The 16,640-nt window shown below is 67.6% G+C and carries 18 protein-coding genes; 9 read left to right on the forward strand and 9 right to left on the reverse strand.

What is annotated here, in order from left to right:
• The 3 genes from DY262_RS22180 to DY262_RS21200 all read right to left on the reverse strand — a co-directional run.
• Positions 1 to 90: hypothetical protein (locus DY262_RS22180; protein WP_147326300.1), on the reverse strand; the 90-nt coding region annotated here is incomplete at its 3' end.
• Between the two features lie 28 nt (positions 91 to 118).
• The gene (ilvN, locus tag DY262_RS21195; RefSeq protein ID WP_009518995.1) at positions 119 to 610 is read right to left on the reverse strand and encodes an acetolactate synthase small subunit; all 492 of its coding nucleotides are present in this window, start codon (positions 608 to 610) and stop codon (positions 119 to 121) included.
• Positions 611 to 724: 114 nt separating this feature from the next.
• Positions 725 to 2,512 (reverse strand): acetolactate synthase 3 catalytic subunit, encoded by a 1,788-nt coding sequence (locus DY262_RS21200; RefSeq protein WP_116961042.1) that lies wholly within the window; start codon positions 2,510 to 2,512, stop codon positions 725 to 727.
• 241 nt (positions 2,513 to 2,753) lie between these two features.
• Here DY262_RS21200 and DY262_RS21205 point away from each other — a divergent pair, with 241 nt between their 5' ends.
• From DY262_RS21205 to DY262_RS21215, 3 genes are read left to right on the forward strand one after another with little or no spacing between them, the layout of a single operon-like run.
• Positions 2,754 to 3,311 (forward strand): RDD family protein, encoded by a 558-nt coding sequence (locus DY262_RS21205; RefSeq protein WP_116961043.1) that lies wholly within the window; start codon positions 2,754 to 2,756, stop codon positions 3,309 to 3,311.
• Positions 3,308 to 3,703 (forward strand): diacylglycerol kinase, encoded by a 396-nt coding sequence (locus DY262_RS21210; RefSeq protein ID WP_116961044.1) that lies wholly within the window; start codon positions 3,308 to 3,310, stop codon positions 3,701 to 3,703. The genes DY262_RS21205 and DY262_RS21210 overlap by 4 nt, the downstream gene beginning before the upstream one ends.
• Complete coding sequence (locus DY262_RS21215; protein WP_116961045.1) at positions 3,700 to 4,287, forward strand: LOG family protein; 588 nt, start codon at positions 3,700 to 3,702, stop codon at positions 4,285 to 4,287. The genes DY262_RS21210 and DY262_RS21215 overlap by 4 nt, the downstream gene beginning before the upstream one ends.
• Positions 4,288 to 4,320: 33 nt before the next feature.
• On the opposite strand, the gene DY262_RS21220 is transcribed toward DY262_RS21215, so the two are convergent.
• The 3 genes from DY262_RS21220 to DY262_RS21230 all read right to left on the reverse strand — a co-directional run bounded on the left by DY262_RS21220 (position 4,321) and on the right by DY262_RS21230 (position 6,263).
• On the reverse strand, positions 4,321 to 4,659 hold the full coding sequence (locus DY262_RS21220) for a P-II family nitrogen regulator (protein WP_070397732.1): 339 nt from the start codon (positions 4,657 to 4,659) through the stop codon (positions 4,321 to 4,323).
• 87 nt (positions 4,660 to 4,746) lie between these two features.
• Positions 4,747 to 5,676, reverse strand: a complete 930-nt coding sequence (locus DY262_RS21225) for a collagen-like domain-containing protein (RefSeq protein WP_147326301.1) — start codon at positions 5,674 to 5,676, stop codon at positions 4,747 to 4,749.
• Positions 5,676 to 6,263: a phage tail protein gene (locus DY262_RS21230; protein ID WP_245981151.1), complete on the reverse strand. Its 588-nt coding sequence runs from the start codon at positions 6,261 to 6,263 to the stop codon at positions 5,676 to 5,678. The genes DY262_RS21225 and DY262_RS21230 overlap by 1 nt, the downstream gene beginning before the upstream one ends.
• Positions 6,264 to 6,444: 181 nt before the next feature.
• On the opposite strand from DY262_RS21230, the gene DY262_RS21235 reads away from it, so the two are divergent.
• Positions 6,445 to 7,467 carry an asparaginase gene (locus tag DY262_RS21235; protein WP_116961047.1) on the forward strand — a complete coding sequence of 341 codons (1,023 nt, stop codon included), beginning with the start codon at positions 6,445 to 6,447 and terminating at the stop codon, positions 7,465 to 7,467.
• A gap of 19 nt (positions 7,468 to 7,486) precedes the next feature.
• Here DY262_RS21235 and DY262_RS21240 read toward each other — a convergent pair whose 3' ends face one another.
• Positions 7,487 to 9,175, reverse strand: coding sequence for an NAD+ synthase (locus tag DY262_RS21240; protein ID WP_116961048.1), 1,689 nt, complete (start codon positions 9,173 to 9,175; stop codon positions 7,487 to 7,489).
• Between the two features lie 29 nt (positions 9,176 to 9,204).
• Here DY262_RS21240 and DY262_RS21245 point away from each other — a divergent pair, with 29 nt between their 5' ends.
• From DY262_RS21245 to DY262_RS21255, 3 genes are read left to right on the forward strand one after another with little or no spacing between them, the layout of a single operon-like run.
• On the forward strand, positions 9,205 to 10,362 hold the full coding sequence (locus tag DY262_RS21245) for a GNAT family N-acetyltransferase (RefSeq protein ID WP_116961049.1): 1,158 nt from the start codon (positions 9,205 to 9,207) through the stop codon (positions 10,360 to 10,362).
• A 28-nt stretch (positions 10,363 to 10,390) separates the two neighbouring features.
• A complete protein-coding gene (locus tag DY262_RS21250; protein WP_116961050.1) occupies positions 10,391 to 10,738 on the forward strand; it encodes a hypothetical protein in 348 nt (115 codons plus the stop codon).
• Positions 10,732 to 11,181, forward strand: a complete 450-nt coding sequence (locus tag DY262_RS21255) for a bactofilin family protein (protein ID WP_116961051.1) — start codon at positions 10,732 to 10,734, stop codon at positions 11,179 to 11,181. The genes DY262_RS21250 and DY262_RS21255 overlap by 7 nt, the downstream gene beginning before the upstream one ends.
• 13 nt (positions 11,182 to 11,194) lie before the next feature.
• Here the strand turns inward: DY262_RS21255 and ppa are convergent, their stop codons facing one another.
• Positions 11,195 to 11,737 carry an inorganic diphosphatase gene (ppa, locus tag DY262_RS21260; RefSeq protein ID WP_116961052.1) on the reverse strand — a complete coding sequence of 181 codons (543 nt, stop codon included), beginning with the start codon at positions 11,735 to 11,737 and terminating at the stop codon, positions 11,195 to 11,197.
• 281 nt (positions 11,738 to 12,018) lie between these two features.
• Here ppa and DY262_RS21265 point away from each other — a divergent pair, with 281 nt between their 5' ends.
• Entirely contained in the window at positions 12,019 to 14,079 is a 2,061-nt protein-coding gene (locus tag DY262_RS21265) for a sodium-translocating pyrophosphatase (RefSeq protein ID WP_116961053.1), read from the forward strand.
• 49 nt (positions 14,080 to 14,128) lie between these two features.
• On the opposite strand, the gene DY262_RS21270 is transcribed toward DY262_RS21265, so the two are convergent.
• A complete protein-coding gene (locus tag DY262_RS21270; RefSeq protein ID WP_116961054.1) occupies positions 14,129 to 14,695 on the reverse strand; it encodes a TetR/AcrR family transcriptional regulator in 567 nt (188 codons plus the stop codon).
• 155 nt (positions 14,696 to 14,850) lie between these two features.
• Between DY262_RS21270 and DY262_RS21275 the strand changes: the two genes are divergently transcribed.
• Entirely contained in the window at positions 14,851 to 16,203 is a 1,353-nt protein-coding gene (locus DY262_RS21275) for a glutamine synthetase family protein (protein ID WP_181936599.1), read from the forward strand.
• Positions 16,204 to 16,640: the final 437 nt, after the last annotated feature.

The raw sequence follows: 16,640 nt of genomic DNA on the forward strand, positions 1-16,640 counted from the left end.
CGCGTGGCCCTGGCTGCCGTAGCCGATGATCGCGACCGTCTTGCCCTTGATGAGGGACAGATCGCAGTCCTTGTCGTAGAAAACTTTCATGGTTGCTCCGTTGGAATGGAAGGGGTAATCAGACGCGCAGGATTCTCTCGCCGCGGCCGATGCCGCTGGCACCGGTGCGCACCGTCTCCAGGATGGCGCCGCGGTCGATGGCTTCCAGGAAGGCGTCGTTCTTGCCCTGGTCGCCGGTGAGTTCGATGGTGTAGCTCTTGTCGGTCACGTCGATGATGCGGCCGCGGAAGATGTCGGCCATGCGCTTCATCTCCTCGCGTTCCTTGCCCACCGCGCGCACCTTCACCATCATGAGCTCGCGCTCGGTGTAGGCGCCTTCGGTGAGATCAACGACCTTGACCACCTCGATGAGGCGGTTCAGGTGCTTGGTGATCTGCTCGATGACGTCGTCCGACCCGGTGGTCTGGATCGTCATGCGCGAGAGGCTCGGGTCCTCGGTCGGCGCCACGGTGAGCGACTCGATGTTGTAGCCACGGGCCGAGAACAGGCCCACCACGCGGGAGAGTGCGCCGGGCTCGTTCTCGAGCAGCACGGCAATGATGTGCTTCATATGCAGCTTCCTCTTTTCGCCGCCCTCCCCCGCGCACGGTAATGCACGGGCTCGACGGTCAATAGATTCGACTTGGGGATGGACCGGCCTCGCAGCCGGTCCGCGGGGGATGGATCAGAGGTCTTCCGAACCCAGCAGCATCTCGGTGATGCCCTTGCCGGCCTGGACCATGGGGAACACGTTCTCGGTCGGGTCGGTGCGGAAGTCCATGAAGACCGTGCGGTCCTTGAGCTTGCGCGCCTCGCGCAGCGCCGGCTCCACGTCCTGCGGACGCTCGATCAGCATACCCACGTGGCCATAGGCCTCGGCCAGCTTCACGAAGTTGGGCAGCGCGTCCATGTAGCTGTGGCTGTAGCGGCCCGAGTACTCGATCTCCTGCCACTGGCGCACCATGCCCAGGTAACGGTTGTTGAGCGAGACCACCTTGATCGGCGTGTTGTACTGCAGGCAGGTGGACAGCTCCTGAATGCACATCTGCACCGAGCCTTCGCCGGTGATGCAGAACACCTCGGACTCGGGCTTGGCGAGCTTGATGCCCATGGCGTAGGGAATGCCCACGCCCATGGTGCCCAGGCCACCCGAGTTGATCCAGCGGCGCGGCTCGTCGAAGCGATAGAACTGCGCCGCCCACATCTGGTGCTGGCCAACGTCGGAGGTGATGTAGGTCTCCGTGTCCTTGGTCATGTTCCAGAGGGTCTCGATGACCATCTGCGGCTTGATGACGTCCGTGTTGTGGCGGTCGTACTTGAGGCAGTCGCGCGAGCGCCAGCCCTCGATCGTCTTCCACCAGTCCGCCAGCGCCTTGTCGTCCGCGCGCTGCGGCGTCTCGCGCACCATGTGGATCAGCTCGGTGAGCACGTCCTTCACGTCGCCGACGATGGGCACGTCAACCTTGACGCGCTTGGAGATGCTCGACGGGTCGATGTCGATGTGGATGATCTTGCGTTCGTTCTGCGCGAAATGCTTGGGGTTGCCGATCACGCGATCGTCGAAGCGCGCGCCCACGGCCAGCAGCACATCGCAGTTCTGCATGGCATTGTTGGCTTCGATGGTGCCGTGCATGCCCAGCATGCCGAGAAACTTGCGGTCCGACGCGGGGTAGGCGCCCAGGCCCATGAGCGTGTTCGTCACGGGGTAGCCGAGCATGTCGACCAGGGTGCGCAATTCCTGCGTGGCATTGCCCAGCAGCACGCCGCCGCCGGTGTAGATGTACGGGCGCTTGGCGCTCAACAACAGCTGCAAGGCCTTGCGGATCTGGCCACCATGGCCCTTGCGCACCGGGTTGTAGGAGCGCATGGCCACCGACTCGGGATAACCCGTCCAGGTGGCCTTGTTGAAGGACACGTCCTTCGGGATGTCCACGACCACGGGGCCGGGTCGGCCCGATCGCGCGATGTGGAACGCCTTCTTCATCACCTCGGCCATGTGCCGCACGTCCTTCACCAGGAAGTTGTGCTTGACGATGGGGCGCGTGATGCCGACCGTGTCGCATTCCTGGAAGGCGTCCAGGCCGATGGCTGCAGACGGCACCTGTCCGGTGAGGATCACCATCGGAATGCTGTCCATGTAGGCCGTGGCGATGCCGGTGACGGCGTTGGTCACGCCGGGGCCGGAGGTGACCAGGGCCACACCCACGTCGCCCGTGGCGCGCGCATAGCCATCGGCGGCGTGCACGGCGGCCTGCTCGTGGCGCACCAGCACATGCTGGATGCTGTCCTGCTTGTAGAAGGCGTCGTAGATGTGCAGCACGGCGCCGCCGGGGTAGCCCCAGACGTACTTGACGCCTTCGGCCTGCAGCGCCTTGACGAGGATTTCCGCGCCGCGGAGTTCGAGGGGGGGCTGGCCGGATGCGGAAGCGGAAGCGGCGGCCGCCGAGGCCAGTTCGGCCTTGGTGATGTCCATGATCAACCTTTCGAGAATTTCTCTGACGAAAAACCTTGGGTGCCCCTTGGCCCACCCTTGTGGGGCGGCTTCGGGACTTGAGACCAGTGGCCATGGGCGGAACGATCTGCCGCCGGACCCTGATCCGTTTGCCTTGTGAAGACGGAAGCTTGGGATTATGGCACCGCAGCAAATGCCGGCCAGGGCTTTTTCGTCGGCCCGGGCCGGAATGCGACAATTCCGCCCTTCCCCCAGAGCCCTCATGACCCCCGACGCCCCCGCTTCCGGCGCCGCCGACCGCCCCGACCTCACCGCCCCTTCGCTTCGCCGCCGCATGGCCTGCTGGCTGTACGAAGGCATGCTGATGTTCGGCGTGGTCTTCATCGCCGGCTACCTGTTCTCCGCCCTCACCCAGCAGCGCCACGCGCTGGAAGGCCGCCACGCCCTGCAGGGCTTCCTGTTCGTGGTCTTCGGCATCTACTTCACCTGGTTCTGGCACAAGGGGCAGACCCTGGCGCAGAAAACGTGGCACATCCGCGTGGTGGATACCGCCGGCCGGCCGATAGGCCAGGCACGGGCCCTGGTGCGCTACGTGTTCTCGTGGCTGTGGCTGCTGCCGCCGCTGGCGCTGAGCTGGGTGCTCGGTGCCCAGGGTGGCGAGGCCGCCGTGCTGCTGATCGGCTGGGTGCTGGTCTACGCGCTGCTCTCGCGCCTGCACGCGCAGCGCCAGTTCCTGCACGACGCGCTGGCCGGCACCCGGCTTGTGCACCATGCGCCGCCACCCCAACCCAAAAAGCCGAAGAAAGCGCGCCACCCGTGAATGCCCCCGAAGTGAACCCGCAGAAACGCCGGCGCGGCGTCAGCCGCGTGTGGCACGCGCTGTTTTACTCCCTGGCCGGGCTGCGCGCCGGCTGGGGCGAGCCCGCCTTTCGCCAGGAGGCCCTCGCCGCCTTCCTGCTGGTGCCGCTGGCCTTCTGGGTGGGAGAAGGATGGGTCGAGGTGGCGCTGCTGATCGGTACTGTGGTACTAGTGATGGTGGTCGAGCTGCTCAACACCGGCATCGAGACGGCCATCGACCGCATCGGGCCCGAATGGCACGCCCTGTCCAAGCGTGCCAAGGACATGGGCAGCGCCGCCGTGCTGCTGAGCCTGCTGCTGTGCGGCGGCACCTGGCTGGCGGCGTTGTGGGTGCATGCGAAGGAGCTGTTGTGAGCGCCCCGAGTTTTTCCCTCTGCGTGTACTGCGGCTCGAGGCCGGGGGGGAGCCCCGCCTTCCTGGAGGCCGCCCGCCAGGTGGGCGAATGGATCGGCCGCCACGGTGGCCAGCTCGTCTATGGCGGTGGCCGCAACGGCCTGATGGGCGTGGTCGCCGACAGCACGCTCAAAGCCGGCGGCCGCGTGGTGGGCATCATTCCCAAGGCCTTGGTGGAAAAGGAGTGGGCCCACAACGGCTGCACCGAGCTGCACGTGGTGGACACCATGCACGAGCGCAAACGCCTCATGGCCGAGCACGCGCACGCCTTCCTGGCCCTGCCCGGCGGCATCGGCACCTTCGAGGAGTTCTTCGAGGTCTGGACCTGGCGCCAGCTGGGCTACCACGACAAGCCCGTGGGCCTGCTCAACGTCGGCGGCTACTACGAGGGCCTGATGGCCTTCCTGCGCACCGCCGTGCAGGCGCAGTTCATGAACGACTGGCAGATGGACCTGATCCGCGTGGGCGCGGACATCGAGCGCCTGCTGCCGGCGCTCATCGAGGCCGCGGGCACGGCGCCACAGCCTCGTCTGGACGAACTCTGAACGCCTGAACCTGTGCGGGAGAGCGCGCGGCGCTCAGACCGCGGTTTCGTCTTCTTCGCCGGTGCGGATGCGCACCACGCGTTCGACAGAGGTGACGAAGATCTTGCCGTCGCCGATCTTGCCGGTGCGCGCGGCCCGCACGATGGCATCGACGCAGCGGTCCACGTCTTCGTCCTTCACGACGACCTCGACCTTCACCTTCGGCAGAAAGTCCACCACGTATTCGGCGCCGCGGTACAGCTCGGTGTGCCCCTTCTGCCGCCCGAAACCCTTGACCTCCGTCACCGTCAAGCCGGTCACGCCTTGTTCGGCCAGCGCTTCGCGCACCTCCTCGAGCTTGAACGGCTTGATGACGGCGGTGATCTGTTTCATGAGCGGGGCCCTTATGGATGACGGAACGTGCCGAAAAATGTATCACGCTCACGTCATCGGCCGGCCCCGACCCGACCCGGGGCCCTGTCACTGGCAAGTGAAGCCGATTCCCCATGAGCCCGGCGTCGCCATGGCGGTGACGGCCTCGGTGCCCACCAGGCGAACCTCGATGGCATCGCCTGCGGCGAGGTTCATGGCGGCGCCGACGTCGCAGGCGCGCGTGCCGCTGTCGATCTGGCACACCAGCGCGGTGGCGGTGCTGCTGGCCTCCAGCAAGGCGGGCCCTGGCGTGTGCCACACCGTGAAGGTGAAGGTGTCGCCTGGCGAAGGCACGCCGAAGGTGGCCACGCGCAAGCGGGCCTGGGTGCAGGCTCGGGGCAGCAGCACCGGATTGCGGGCCGCCGCATTGGGTCCCTGGGGCCACAGGTAATACGCACCGTTGCCGAAGGTGCTGTTGGATGCGATGCCCCACTGAATATCCACGGTGGCAGGCCCGGCCGGTCCCTGCGGCCCCGCTGCGCCGTTCTGGCCATTCTGGCCGTCCTGCCCGTTCGCCCCGGCAGGGCCCGCCGGGCCGGCGAGCGACAAGCCCGTCGGCGGCCAGGCGCCCGCCACCTTCGGCCCCAGAAGCGTTGCCGTGGCGTCGTCCAGATAGAAGTCGCCATCCTGGCCCAGGGCATTGGAGGGGGCGCCCGTTCCGCGGTAGATGCGCGAGCCATCCCGCCCGTCCTGACCGTCGGCCCCGGGAGCGCCGCCGATGGCCGTCAGCAACGGCCACTGACCGTTCGCTCGTGGCCCATAGAGCTTCAGCGCCTGCGCATCGAGGTAGAACTGGCCGTCCTGACCCAGGGCCGCATCGGGTGGCCCCATGCCACTCAAGACCACCGCTTGCACCGGGGCTTGCTCGACGCGCTCAACCACCTGGGTGTGATCGCCTCCACCGCAGGCCGCCAGCATCGCTGATGACACCAGCAGGATCGCCAGCGCGCGAACGGAAAACCCTTGAATCCAGCGCATCAAGGCCTCGGCGGAAATACCCCTTCGAGGGCGATGATGTAGTTGAGGCCCAGCGCTGGGTTGCGAATGTCCAGGGGCAGCCCCGAGCCCGTGGGCAACACGCTCACCTGCCCCTGCACCGGCAAGGGCGCCAGGCCGGCACTGGCCTCGGACGCCGGAGCGAACGCCGGCAGTGCCGCACCACCCTCCCCGACGGGGTTGGCGGGAATGGCGCCGGTGGGGTCGGTGATCGACCCCCCGCCGCCATAGGCCACGGGACGCGCGCCCGGGCTGGTGAAGCTGGCGGCGTGCGTGTGGGCCGGCAACTGGCTCTGCAGCAGATAGACCTGCTCGGTGCCCAGGTACTCACCCAGCGCGACCTCGCGCAGATCGGGCCCCTGGCCCACGCCGATGGCCGAGCGGCCCCGCAGGTCCGGCAAGGCAAAGGTGGAGACACCGTCGCCCCCATATTGGGTGCCCAGCAAGGCGAAGAGGGCTTCGTTCTGGCTGATGGGCAACAGACGCCCATCGCACAGCGCCCACCCGGCCGGGGCATAGGAAAAGGCGACAAGGCTGATTTCGCCGATGAAAGGGTCAATGGCGGACAAATGCGTTCTCCGTGGGGTCTCAGGTGATGCCCGCGGTCTGTGGAGCTCCGCGAGCGCGGCCGCAGTCTAGGAATGCCCTGGCCACGGCCCAGGCGAGCCGACGGCGGCCATCAGAAAAGGATCAGTCGCGGCCCCCGGCTCTCTCGCGTGCCATACTGACTCCCCACTCCCGCCCCACGCCATGCCCCCTCACTGGCCCCGCCACGTCCCCATCGCCGTGAGCTGCCGCGGTGGTCACCCGGAGAACGTGCACCACGGCTCGTTCGCGGTGGTCGATCGCGCGGGTCGGGTGCTGGCGAAAGCGGGCGACGTGGACACACCGGTGTTCACGCGCTCTTCGCTCAAGCCGTTCCAGGCCATGCCGCTGATCGCGCGTTCGGCCGAGCGGCTGTCGCTGGACGAGGCCGACATGGCCCTGCTGTGCGCCAGTCACAACGGCGAGCCGGAACACGTGGCGCGCGTGGCCGCGCTGCTCGCGCGCGTCGGTGCCGACGAATCGGCCCTGGCCTGCGGCGCGTACGAGCCGTATGTGTTCCGCTTCAATGGCCTGACGCCGCCGACCGGCGAGCGCTACGGCCCACTGCACCACAACTGCTCGGGCAAGCACGCGGGCATGCTGCTGCTGGCCGAGACCTTGGGTGCCCCTCTGGCGGGCTACCTGGCGCCCGACCACCCCGCGCAACGCGAGATCGCGCGCTGCGTGAGCCACTGGTCGGGCCTGCCCGAGGCCGCGCTGGTGCGCGGCCTCGACGGCTGCAGCGCGCCGAACTTCGCGCTGCCGCTGCGCTCGCTGGCACAGGCCTTCGCGCGGCTCGCGTCGCCCGAGCCCGACCCCGAGTACGGCCAGGCGCCGCAGCGCATCGCGCGAGCCATGAGCCGGCACCCCCACCTGGTGAGCGGCCGGGGCCGCAACGACCTGTTCCTCATGCGCGCGGGTCGGGGCGACTGGGTGAGCAAGGTGGGCGCCGACGGTGTACAGGCACTGGCCAGCTTCAGCCGCGGCATTGCCATCGCGGCCAAGTGCGGCGACGGCCAACTCACCCCGCTGATGGTGGCGCTGGTGGCTGCCCTGGAGCAGTTGGGCTGGATCGACGACGGCGTCGACCGCGAGGAGCTGGCCCGGCTGCTGCCGCCGCCGATGAAAAACGCGGCCGGCGCGGAAGTGGGCGAGCTGCGGGCCGTGCTGCACCTGTCGGCCGCCTGAAGGGCCCCAGGCGGGTGGCTCACGCCCGGTACTTGCTCGTGATCGGGTAGCGCCAGTCCTTGCCGAAGCTGCGGTGCGTCACGCGGATGCCCACGGGCGCCTGGCGGCGCTTGTACTCGTTGATGCGGATCAGCCGCACCACCTTCTCGACGTCGGCGCGCTCGAAACCGTCGGCCACCAGGGTCTGCGGACTCTGGTCGTTCTCCATGTAGCGCTCGATGATGGCGTCGAGCACGGCGTACTCGGGCAGGCTGTCCTGGTCCGTCTGGTCGGGGCGCAGTTCGGCACTGGGCGGGCGCGTGATGATGCGCTCGGGGATGGGGTTGCCGCCGGTGCCGTAAGGGTCGTGCGCGTTGCGCCAGCGCGCGAGCTTGAAGACCGTGGTCTTGGCCACGTCCTTGATGACCGCAAAGCCCCCGGCCATGTCGCCGTACAGCGTGCAGTAGCCCGTGGCCATCTCACTCTTGTTGCCGGTGGTCAGCACGATGCTGCCGAACTTGTTGGACAGCGCCATGAGCAGCGTGCCGCGGATGCGCGCCTGAAGGTTTTCTTCGGTGGTGTCCTCGGCGCGGCCTTCGAACAGCGGCGCAAGCGAGGCCTTGAAAGCCTCGAACTCGGGCGCGATGGCGATCTCGTCGTAGCGCACGCCCAGGCGCGCGGCCATGTCGCGCGCGTCGATCCAGGAAATGTCGGCGGTGTAGGGCGAGGGCATCATCACCGTGCGCACCTTGTCCTTGCCCAGCGCGTCGACGGCGATGGCCAGCACCAGGGCCGAATCGATGCCGCCCGACAGGCCCAGGATGGCGCCGGGAAAACCGTTCTTGCCGACGTAGTCGCGCACGCCGAGCACCAGGGCGTGCCACAGGTCGGCCTCGGCGCTGTGTTCGCGGTCGATGGCGGCGTGGATGCGCCAGGCGCCCGGCCCCGCGCGCTCGAAGCGGGCGTCGAACTCGGCTTCCTCGAAGCTGCGCGCGCGCCCGGCGAGTTCGCCCGCCGCGTCGAGCACGAAGCTGCGGCCCTCGAACACGATCTCGTCCTGCCCCCCCACCAGGTGGGCATAGACCAGCGGCAGGCCGGTGGCGCGCACGCGTTCGCGCATCGTGGCCTCGCGTTCACCGCCCTTGCCGGCGTGAAAGGGCGAGGCGTTGATCACTGCCAGCAGCTCGGCGCCCGCGGCGCGCGCCTCGGCGGCCGGCGCCTCGAACCAGGCGTCTTCGCAAATGAGCAGGCCCACGCGCACCGGCTGGCCGTCGGTGCCGGGCACGTCGAACACGCAGGGGGCGTGGCCGGGCACGAAGTAGCGGCGCTCGTCGAAGACCTGGTAATTGGGCAGCTCGCGCTTGGCGTAGGTCGCCACCACACGGCCTTCGCACAGCACCGTGGCGGCGTTGTGCAGCGAGGCCACGGCCACGCTGCGCCCGCGCGCCCCGCCGACCGCGCGGGCCGGATGGCCCACCACGATGCAAAGGCCTTTGAGCTGCGCCGTGGAAGCCGCCACCGACTTGAGGGCATCATCGCAGGCGTCGACGAAGGCGGGCCGCAGGTACAGGTCTTCGGCGGCGTAGCCGCAGAGGGCGAGTTCGGGCGTGAGCAGCAGCCTCACCCCGCGCGCGTGGGCGGCCGTGGCGGCCTCGACGATGCGGCGGGCATTGCCCGCCATGTCGCCCACCACGAAGTTGAGCTGGGCAACCGATACGGAAAACGACATGGAATCTGGTGCGAAGGCAGGGGCCGGGCGTGGCTGAAATCGATTATGTCACCCGCGTCCTGGCCGATTGGGGCGCGGTGGACGCCGCGCAATGGGCGCAGTTGCTGGCCTTGGAGGACGACCCCAGCCCCTTCGCACGGCACGAGTACCTGCGGGCCCTGAGCGACACGGGCTGCGCCACGCCCGACACCGGCTGGACGCCGCGCATCCTCACCCTGTGGCGGGGTGACACACTGGAAGCCGCCTGCGCGGTCTATCTCAAGTCGCATTCCTACGGCGAATACGTCTTCGACTGGGCCTGGGCCAACGCCTATGCGCAGCACGGCCTGGCCTACTACCCCAAGGCGCTGGTGGCCGTGCCCTTCACCCCCGTACCGGGCGCGCGGCTGCTGGCGCGCGACGGCGCCGCGCGCGCCGCGCTGGTGCGCTCGCTCGTGCGCTGGTGCGAGGAGCAGCGCCTGTCTTCCCTGCACCTCCTGTTCGCGCAGCCGCGCGACGCGGCCGCCTGCGCCGCGGCCGGCCTCATGCTGCGGCACACGGTGCAGTTCCATTGGCAAAACACCGGATGGCCCGACTGGGACGCCTTCCTCGCCAGCCTGCAGCAGGACAAGCGCAAGAAGATCCGCCAGGAGCGCCGCAAGGTGGCCGGGGCCGGGGTGGTGTTCCGCCACGCCGAGGGCCGCGCCATCGCCCCGACCGACTGGGACTTCTTCTACCGCTGCTACGAGCGCACCTACTGGGAGCACGGCAACCCGCCCTACCTCGGCCGCGGCTTCTTCGAGCGCATGGCCCGCGACATGCCGGAGCACTGGCTGCTGTTCATCGCCGAGCGCGAGGGCCAACCCATCGCCAGCAGCCTGATCGCCATCGACCCGGCGCGCCGCGTGGCCTATGGCCGCTACTGGGGCGCCCTGCAGCGCGTGGACTGCCTGCACTTCGAGGCCTGCTACTACCAGCCGCTGCAGTGGTGCATCGCCCAGGGCTACCAGCGTTTCGAGGGCGGCGCCCAGGGCGAGCACAAGATGGCGCGCGCCCTGCTGCCCGTCAAGACCACCAGCGCCCACTGGCTGGCCCACCCGGCCTTCGCCGAGGCGGTGGACCGCTTCCTCGAACGCGAGGGCGAAGGCGTGGAGCAGTACCTGGGGCATCTCGCCGCGCGCAACCCGCTCAAGGCCGAGCCCTCTTGAGCAAACCCATTCGCTACACTCGGCCGCCATGGACGAGCAGGACGCGTTCTTCACCCACGGCATCGTGGGCGCCCCATTTTCGGTGCTGCTCGGGCGGCGCCTGAACACGGGCGACCGCAAAGCGCAGGGCCTGCGGCTCGACCCCAACAGCGGCGACAGCCGCCTGAGCTCGGCCTGGCGGTCCTGGGCCATCGAGCGCCTGGCCACGCTGCCCGCGGGGCAGCCGCGGCGCCGCCCCAGGCCTTTGCGCCGCTGGCTGGAGCGCCACGCCCTGGCCATCGCCGCGCTGGGTCTGGTGGCGCTGGCCGCGGGCCTGGTGCTCACCGCACGGTCCCAGGGCTGGCTGGCCCCCTTGCTGCAGAGGCTGCCATGGTGAGCAAGAACGCGCAGGACACCCTCACCATCGACCCGGTGGCGATGGAGATCACCAACCGCGTGGCCGCGGGCTGCGATCTCAGCGGCGACCTCAACTTCGAGGGCGGCCTGCTGGTCCAGGGGCACCTGGAAGGCCACATCCGCGTCGACGGCCGCCTCATCATCTGGACCGGCGCCAGCGTGCGCGGGCGCATCCGCGTGATGGGCGACCTCTACCTCTTCGGTCAGCTCGGCTCGCCCAGCGGCGGCCCGCACGACACCAGCCTGGAATGCGAGGGCATGGTCTACGTGAGCAAGTCCGGCGTCAGCACCGGCACCCTGTTCGCGCGGCGGCTGCAGATGTACGAAGGGGCCCAGTTGAAAGGCCCCTTCCATACCCTGCAGGTCGAAGACCGCCTGCCGGTGCTGCGCGACGTGCTGGTGCAGCCGCCCGCCGCGTCCTGAACACCCTGGCCGATCAGGCCTTCTTCTGGGCCTTCTCGTAGTTGGCCATCCCGTCCAGGATTTCCTTGTGGGCGGCGGCCTTGTCGGCCCAGCCCAGCACCTTGACCCACTTGCCCTGCTCCAGGTCCTTGTAGTGCTCGAAGAAGTGCTGGATGGTCTTCAGGCGCATGGGGTTCAGATCCTCGGGCTTCTGCCACTGGGTGTAGATCGACAGGATCTTGTCCACCGGCACGGCCAGCAGCTTGGCGTCCTCGCCAGCCTCGTCCTCCATGCGCAGCATGCCCAGGGCGCGGCAGGTCACCACCACGCCGGGGTGCAGGGGCACGGGGGTGATCACCAGCACGTCCACCGGGTCGCCGTCGCCCGAGATGGTCTTGGGGATGTAACCGTAGTTGGTGGGGTAGTGCATGGACGTGCTCATGAAGCGGTCCACGAAGATGGCGCCGGTTTCCTTGTCGACCTCGTACTTGATCGGGTCGGCGTTCATCGGGATTTCGATGATCACGTTGAACGCTTCGGGAACCTTGCTGCCAGGGGTGACGTTGTCGAGGGACATGAAAGACTCGAGGGGAGGTTGAAGGGGATCCGGTAACGGAGCCGTCACGGGCGCGACGGGTGGGCGCGGGGCCCGCTCCGTATTTACCCTGATTTTACCGACGTCAGCCTGACGCCCCCGATGGCAAACGGGGGGAATCTGGCTACATTGCATCGGTTGGCCAATCGCCGGTGCCCTGCTGCAAGTTCCGCAGCGCGGGCGACAGCGAGGAAGCAACGCAGCGGGGGCATACCCCGGAGGCGTTGCCCCCTCCAAGTCGAACTCACTGGCAGGAGAACTTCATGGTTGGTCAAAGTGCGCTGATCTTCGCGCTCGTCTGTGGCCTGATCGCCGTGGTCTACGGCTTCTGGTCGCGCAGCTGGATCCTTTCGCAGGACGCCGGCAATCCCCGCATGCAGGAAATCGCCGGCGCCATCCAGACCGGCGCGGCCGCCTACCTGGCGCGGCAGTACAAGACCATCGGCCTCGTCGGCATCGTGCTCGCGGTGCTCATCGGCATCTTCCTCGACGGCCCCACCGCCATCGGCTTCGTGGTCGGCGCGGTGCTCTCGGGCGCCTGCGGCTTCATCGGCATGAACATCTCGGTGCGCGCCAACGTGCGCACCGCGCAGGCCGCCACCAAAGGCATGGGCCCGGCACTGGACGTGGCCTTCCGCGGCGGCGCCATCACCGGCATGCTGGTGGTGGGCCTGGGCCTGCTGGGCGTCACCGGCTTCTTCTGGTTCCTGGTGGGCAACGGCAACCTCAACGCCGCCTCCAACCTGTCCAAGATGCTCAACCCGCTGATTGGCCTGGCCTTCGGCTCCTCGCTCATTTCCATCTTCGCGCGCCTGGGCGGCGGCATCTTCACCAAGGGCGCCGACGTGGGCGCCGACCTGGTGGGCAAGGTAGAGGCCGGCATCCCCGAGGACGACCCGCGCAACCCCGCGGTGATCGCCGACAACGTGGGCGACAACGTGGGCGACTGCGCCGGCATGGCGGCCGACCTGTTCGAAACCTATGCCGTCACGCTCATCGCCACCATGGTGCTGGGCGCGCTGATGGTGGCGACCGCGCCGCTGCAGGCCGTGATCTACCCGCTGGTGCTGGGTGGCGTGTCCATCATCGCGTCCATCATCGGCTGCTTCTTCGTCAAGGCCAGTCCCGGCATGAAGAACGTGATGCCCGCCCTGTACAAAGGCCTGGTCATCGCCGGCGTGCTCTCGCTGATCGCCTTCTGGTTCGTCACGGCCTGGGTCATGCCCGACAACGCCATTGCCCAGAGCGGCAGCCAGCTGCGCCTGTTCGGCGCCTGCGCCGTGGGCCTGGTGCTCACTGGCGTGCTGGTGTGGATCACCGAGTTCTACACGGGCACGCAGTACAGCCCGGTCAAGCACATCGCACAGGCCTCCACCACCGGCCACGGCACCAACATCATCGCGGGCCTGGGTGTCTCGATGCGCTCCACCGCCTGGCCCGTGCTGTTCGTCTGCGCGGCCATCGTGGCCGCCTACATGCTCGCGGGCCTGTACGGCATCGCCGTGGCCGCCACGTCCATGCTGAGCATGGCCGGCATCGTGGTCGCGCTCGACGCCTACGGCCCCATCACCGACAACGCCGGCGGCATCGCCGAGATGGCCGAGCTGCCCAGCAGCGTGCGCGACATCACCGACCCGCTGGACGCGGTGGGCAACACCACCAAGGCCGTCACCAAAGGCTACGCCATCGGCTCGGCCGGCCTGGCCTCGCTGGTGCTGTTCGCCGACTACACCCACAAGCTGGAAACCTACGGTGCCAAGGTCAGCTTCGACCTGAGCGACCCGATGGTGATCATCGGCCTGTTCATCGGCGGCATGATTCCCTACCTGTTCGGCGCCATGGCCATGGAGGCCGTGGGCCGTGCGGCCGGCTCGGTGGTGGTGGAGGTGCGCCGCCAGTTCAAGGAGATCGCCGGCATCATGGAAGGCACGGCCAAGCCCGAGTACGGCAAGGCGGTGGACATGCTGACCACGGCGGCCATCAAGGAAATGATCGTCCCCAGTCTGCTGCCGGTGATCGTGCCCATCCTGGTGGGCGTGTTCCTGGGCCCCAAGGCGCTGGGCGGCCTGCTCATGGGCACCATCGTCACCGGCCTGTTCGTCGCCATCTCCATGTGCACCGGCGGTGGCGCCTGGGACAACGCCAAGAAGTACATCGAGGACGGCCACCATGGCGGCAAGGGCTCTGAGGCGCACAAGGCCGCCGTCACCGGCGACACCGTGGGCGACCCCTACAAGGACACGGCCGGCCCGGCGGTGAACCCCCTGATCAAGATCATCAACATCGTGGCGCTGCTGATCGTGCCGCTGCTGCCGCTGACCTGACCCTCGGCAAGCCCATCAGAAAGCCCGCCCCGCGCGGGCTTTTCTGTTTTCAGGCCTGCGCGAGCCGGCGCACGATGTCGCTGGCCGCTGGTGTGAGCGAGGTGAGCTGCGCCTGCTCGCCGCGTTCGATCGCGTCGAGCACCAGTTCGGTGATCGCGCCTACGGCCGCCATGGCCATGGCCTCGCTCAGCGCGTGTTCGGCGTCGCGATCGCGGTTGACCGTGTCGCGCATGAAGTCGGCCAGAGATCGCATGACCTCTCGGCGCACGTTGGCGCCCGCCTCGCCCAGGTGGTGGATCTCCACAAAGAGCGTGCGCAGCAGTTGCGGCCCGGCCGCAAGGTGAGCGAAGTAGGCCTGCAGCGCCGTTTCCAGCTGCGCCTGCCAGGGCCGCTCGGGCTGCACCGACTCGCGCAGCGTGCGCAGCGCCGAGGCGCTGGCCTGGCGGTACAGCGTGAGAAAGCAGGCGTCCTTGTCGCTGAAGTGTTCGTAAAAGGTGCGCTTGGAGACGCCCGCCACGCGCACCACGTCGGACACGGTGGTGGCCGCCAGTCCCTTCTCGCCGGCGACGGCGGCGAGGGCTTGCAGCAGGCGGGTGTCGTGCGGATCTCGGTGCATGGGCGGGTGGTGTTTGAAACGCGCAAGAAATTATGACCAACACCAAACGCGGCATCTGCCGCTGGGCCTGCACTCATAGACTGCCGCGCCTTGTGACCACCCGCATCCGCACCGGTAGGCCGCGTTGCTTGTGGACATCCAACACCTACCCTTTGATGGCACTCAAGTACCTGTTCACCGACATTCGCGGGTTTCTCATGCAAGTCGCCCGCAATGGACGAGTCTCCGGCGTGCTCTCCCGCGTTCCCATCTCCGGCGCCCTCGTCCCGGGTTGGCAATCCGAAGCCGAATCGGATTTGCAACTGTTGCCCGACGAAGCCAGCTCGCTCACCGATCCTTTCGGCGGTGACCGACTCGTCTTTGCGCAACCGGTTCAGCCCGGCGAGCCGCGTGGGTCCTACCCCATGGACGCTCGGGGCGTGGCGCAGCGCGCCGAAGCCATGCTGCGCACCCTACGCATCGCGGAAAGGGCGCAGGTCGGCGTCGAACTCGAATTCAATCTGTTCAAGGGCGTTCGCTTCGCCACCACCGCCGAACGCAATTTGGTGGAAATCGCAGAAGAGGATGGCTGGGCCGGTAACGCGGGCGAACTCGGTAGCGGTTACCGCATCGGACACCGGACCTTGCACTTCCTGGCGGGGCCAGCCGATCAACACGCACCCATCCGATCCGAGATTTGCGAACGCCTCACCGCGGCTGGTATCCAACCGCTTCATCAGGCGCATGAGGCCGGGCCCAGCCAACATGAAATCGCCGTCGAACACGCGCCCTTGTGCCGGGCGGCCGATCAAGTGCAACTGCTCAAACATGTGGTTCGAACCGTGGCTGTTGGCCACGATCGAACGGCTACGTTCATGCCGCGACCGATTCCCTATGCCGAATCGAACGGCATGCACGTCAATGTGTCGCTGTGGCGGGATGGTCGCAACATCTTTCACTCGCCTGAAGCGCCCAGCGGCCAACTCAGTGCAGAGGGGCTGGCCTTTGTCGCCGGCATCCTGGTGCACCTTCAGTCCTTGAACGCCATCACCAACCCGACCGTCAACAGCTACAAGCGCTTGAATCACTTCTACTCCCTGATGCGCGGCCCGGGTTGGGGCTATCGCAACAGGACCACCGCCATTCGAATCCCACACTTCACCGGCGAGCAGGATTGCCGCATCGAAATCCGCTTTCCGGATCCCTCCGCCAACCCCTATCTCGCGTTCGCCGCCTTGGTCTGCGCGGGCGTGGATGGCATTCAGCGCGGACTGCAACCGCCCCCGGAAGAGCGCGGCGCACCCAAGTGGTACGAGCAACCGTTTCACGCCGCCCACGGCGTGGAAGCTATGGCGCCTGAGCTTCTTACCGCCTTGAAGGCACTTCACCAAGATCGGCCCTTCCTGACAGCTAACAGCGTGTTCTCCGATGAACTGATTGAAGCCATCCTGCGCGACGGCAGCTTTTTCTGGCACTGGTCCGCGACGACGCCGGCACCGCTCGAATACCAGGTTTTCTACGGACATTGATTGCCGATCCCGCCTGGCAACCCACTTTGCGCATGGTGCGCGAAGACGTGCGACGCACGTTCATACCAAAAAGGAATCCCTATGGATCTCATTGAAGCTGAATTCGGCGACGTCTTGTACCAAGAGCTTTCTCAACGCGGAACGCATGGCGGTGGCGGCGGAGGTGATGACGGAGGTGTCGCAGGAGGTTGCGGCGGCTGCGGCGGTAGTGGCAGTGGCAGCGGTGGCTGCGGTGGAAGCGGTAGCGGCGGCACGGGTGGCAATAGCCCCACCGCCTGACGATTCGTCAGCGTCAGTCTAGATGGCGACAAGGTCATTCCGCGTCGCCATTGACCACACCTGTGGTCCCCTCGAAAACCTGAACCAGCCGGAGGTAGAGAATTCCCTCAGACGGAGTCTCTACATGAAGAAATCCAGATTCAGTGAAGCGCAGATAG

Source organism: Hydrogenophaga borbori, from assembly GCF_003417535.1.
GTDB classification, from domain to species: domain Bacteria; phylum Pseudomonadota; class Gammaproteobacteria; order Burkholderiales; family Burkholderiaceae_C; genus Hydrogenophaga; species Hydrogenophaga borbori.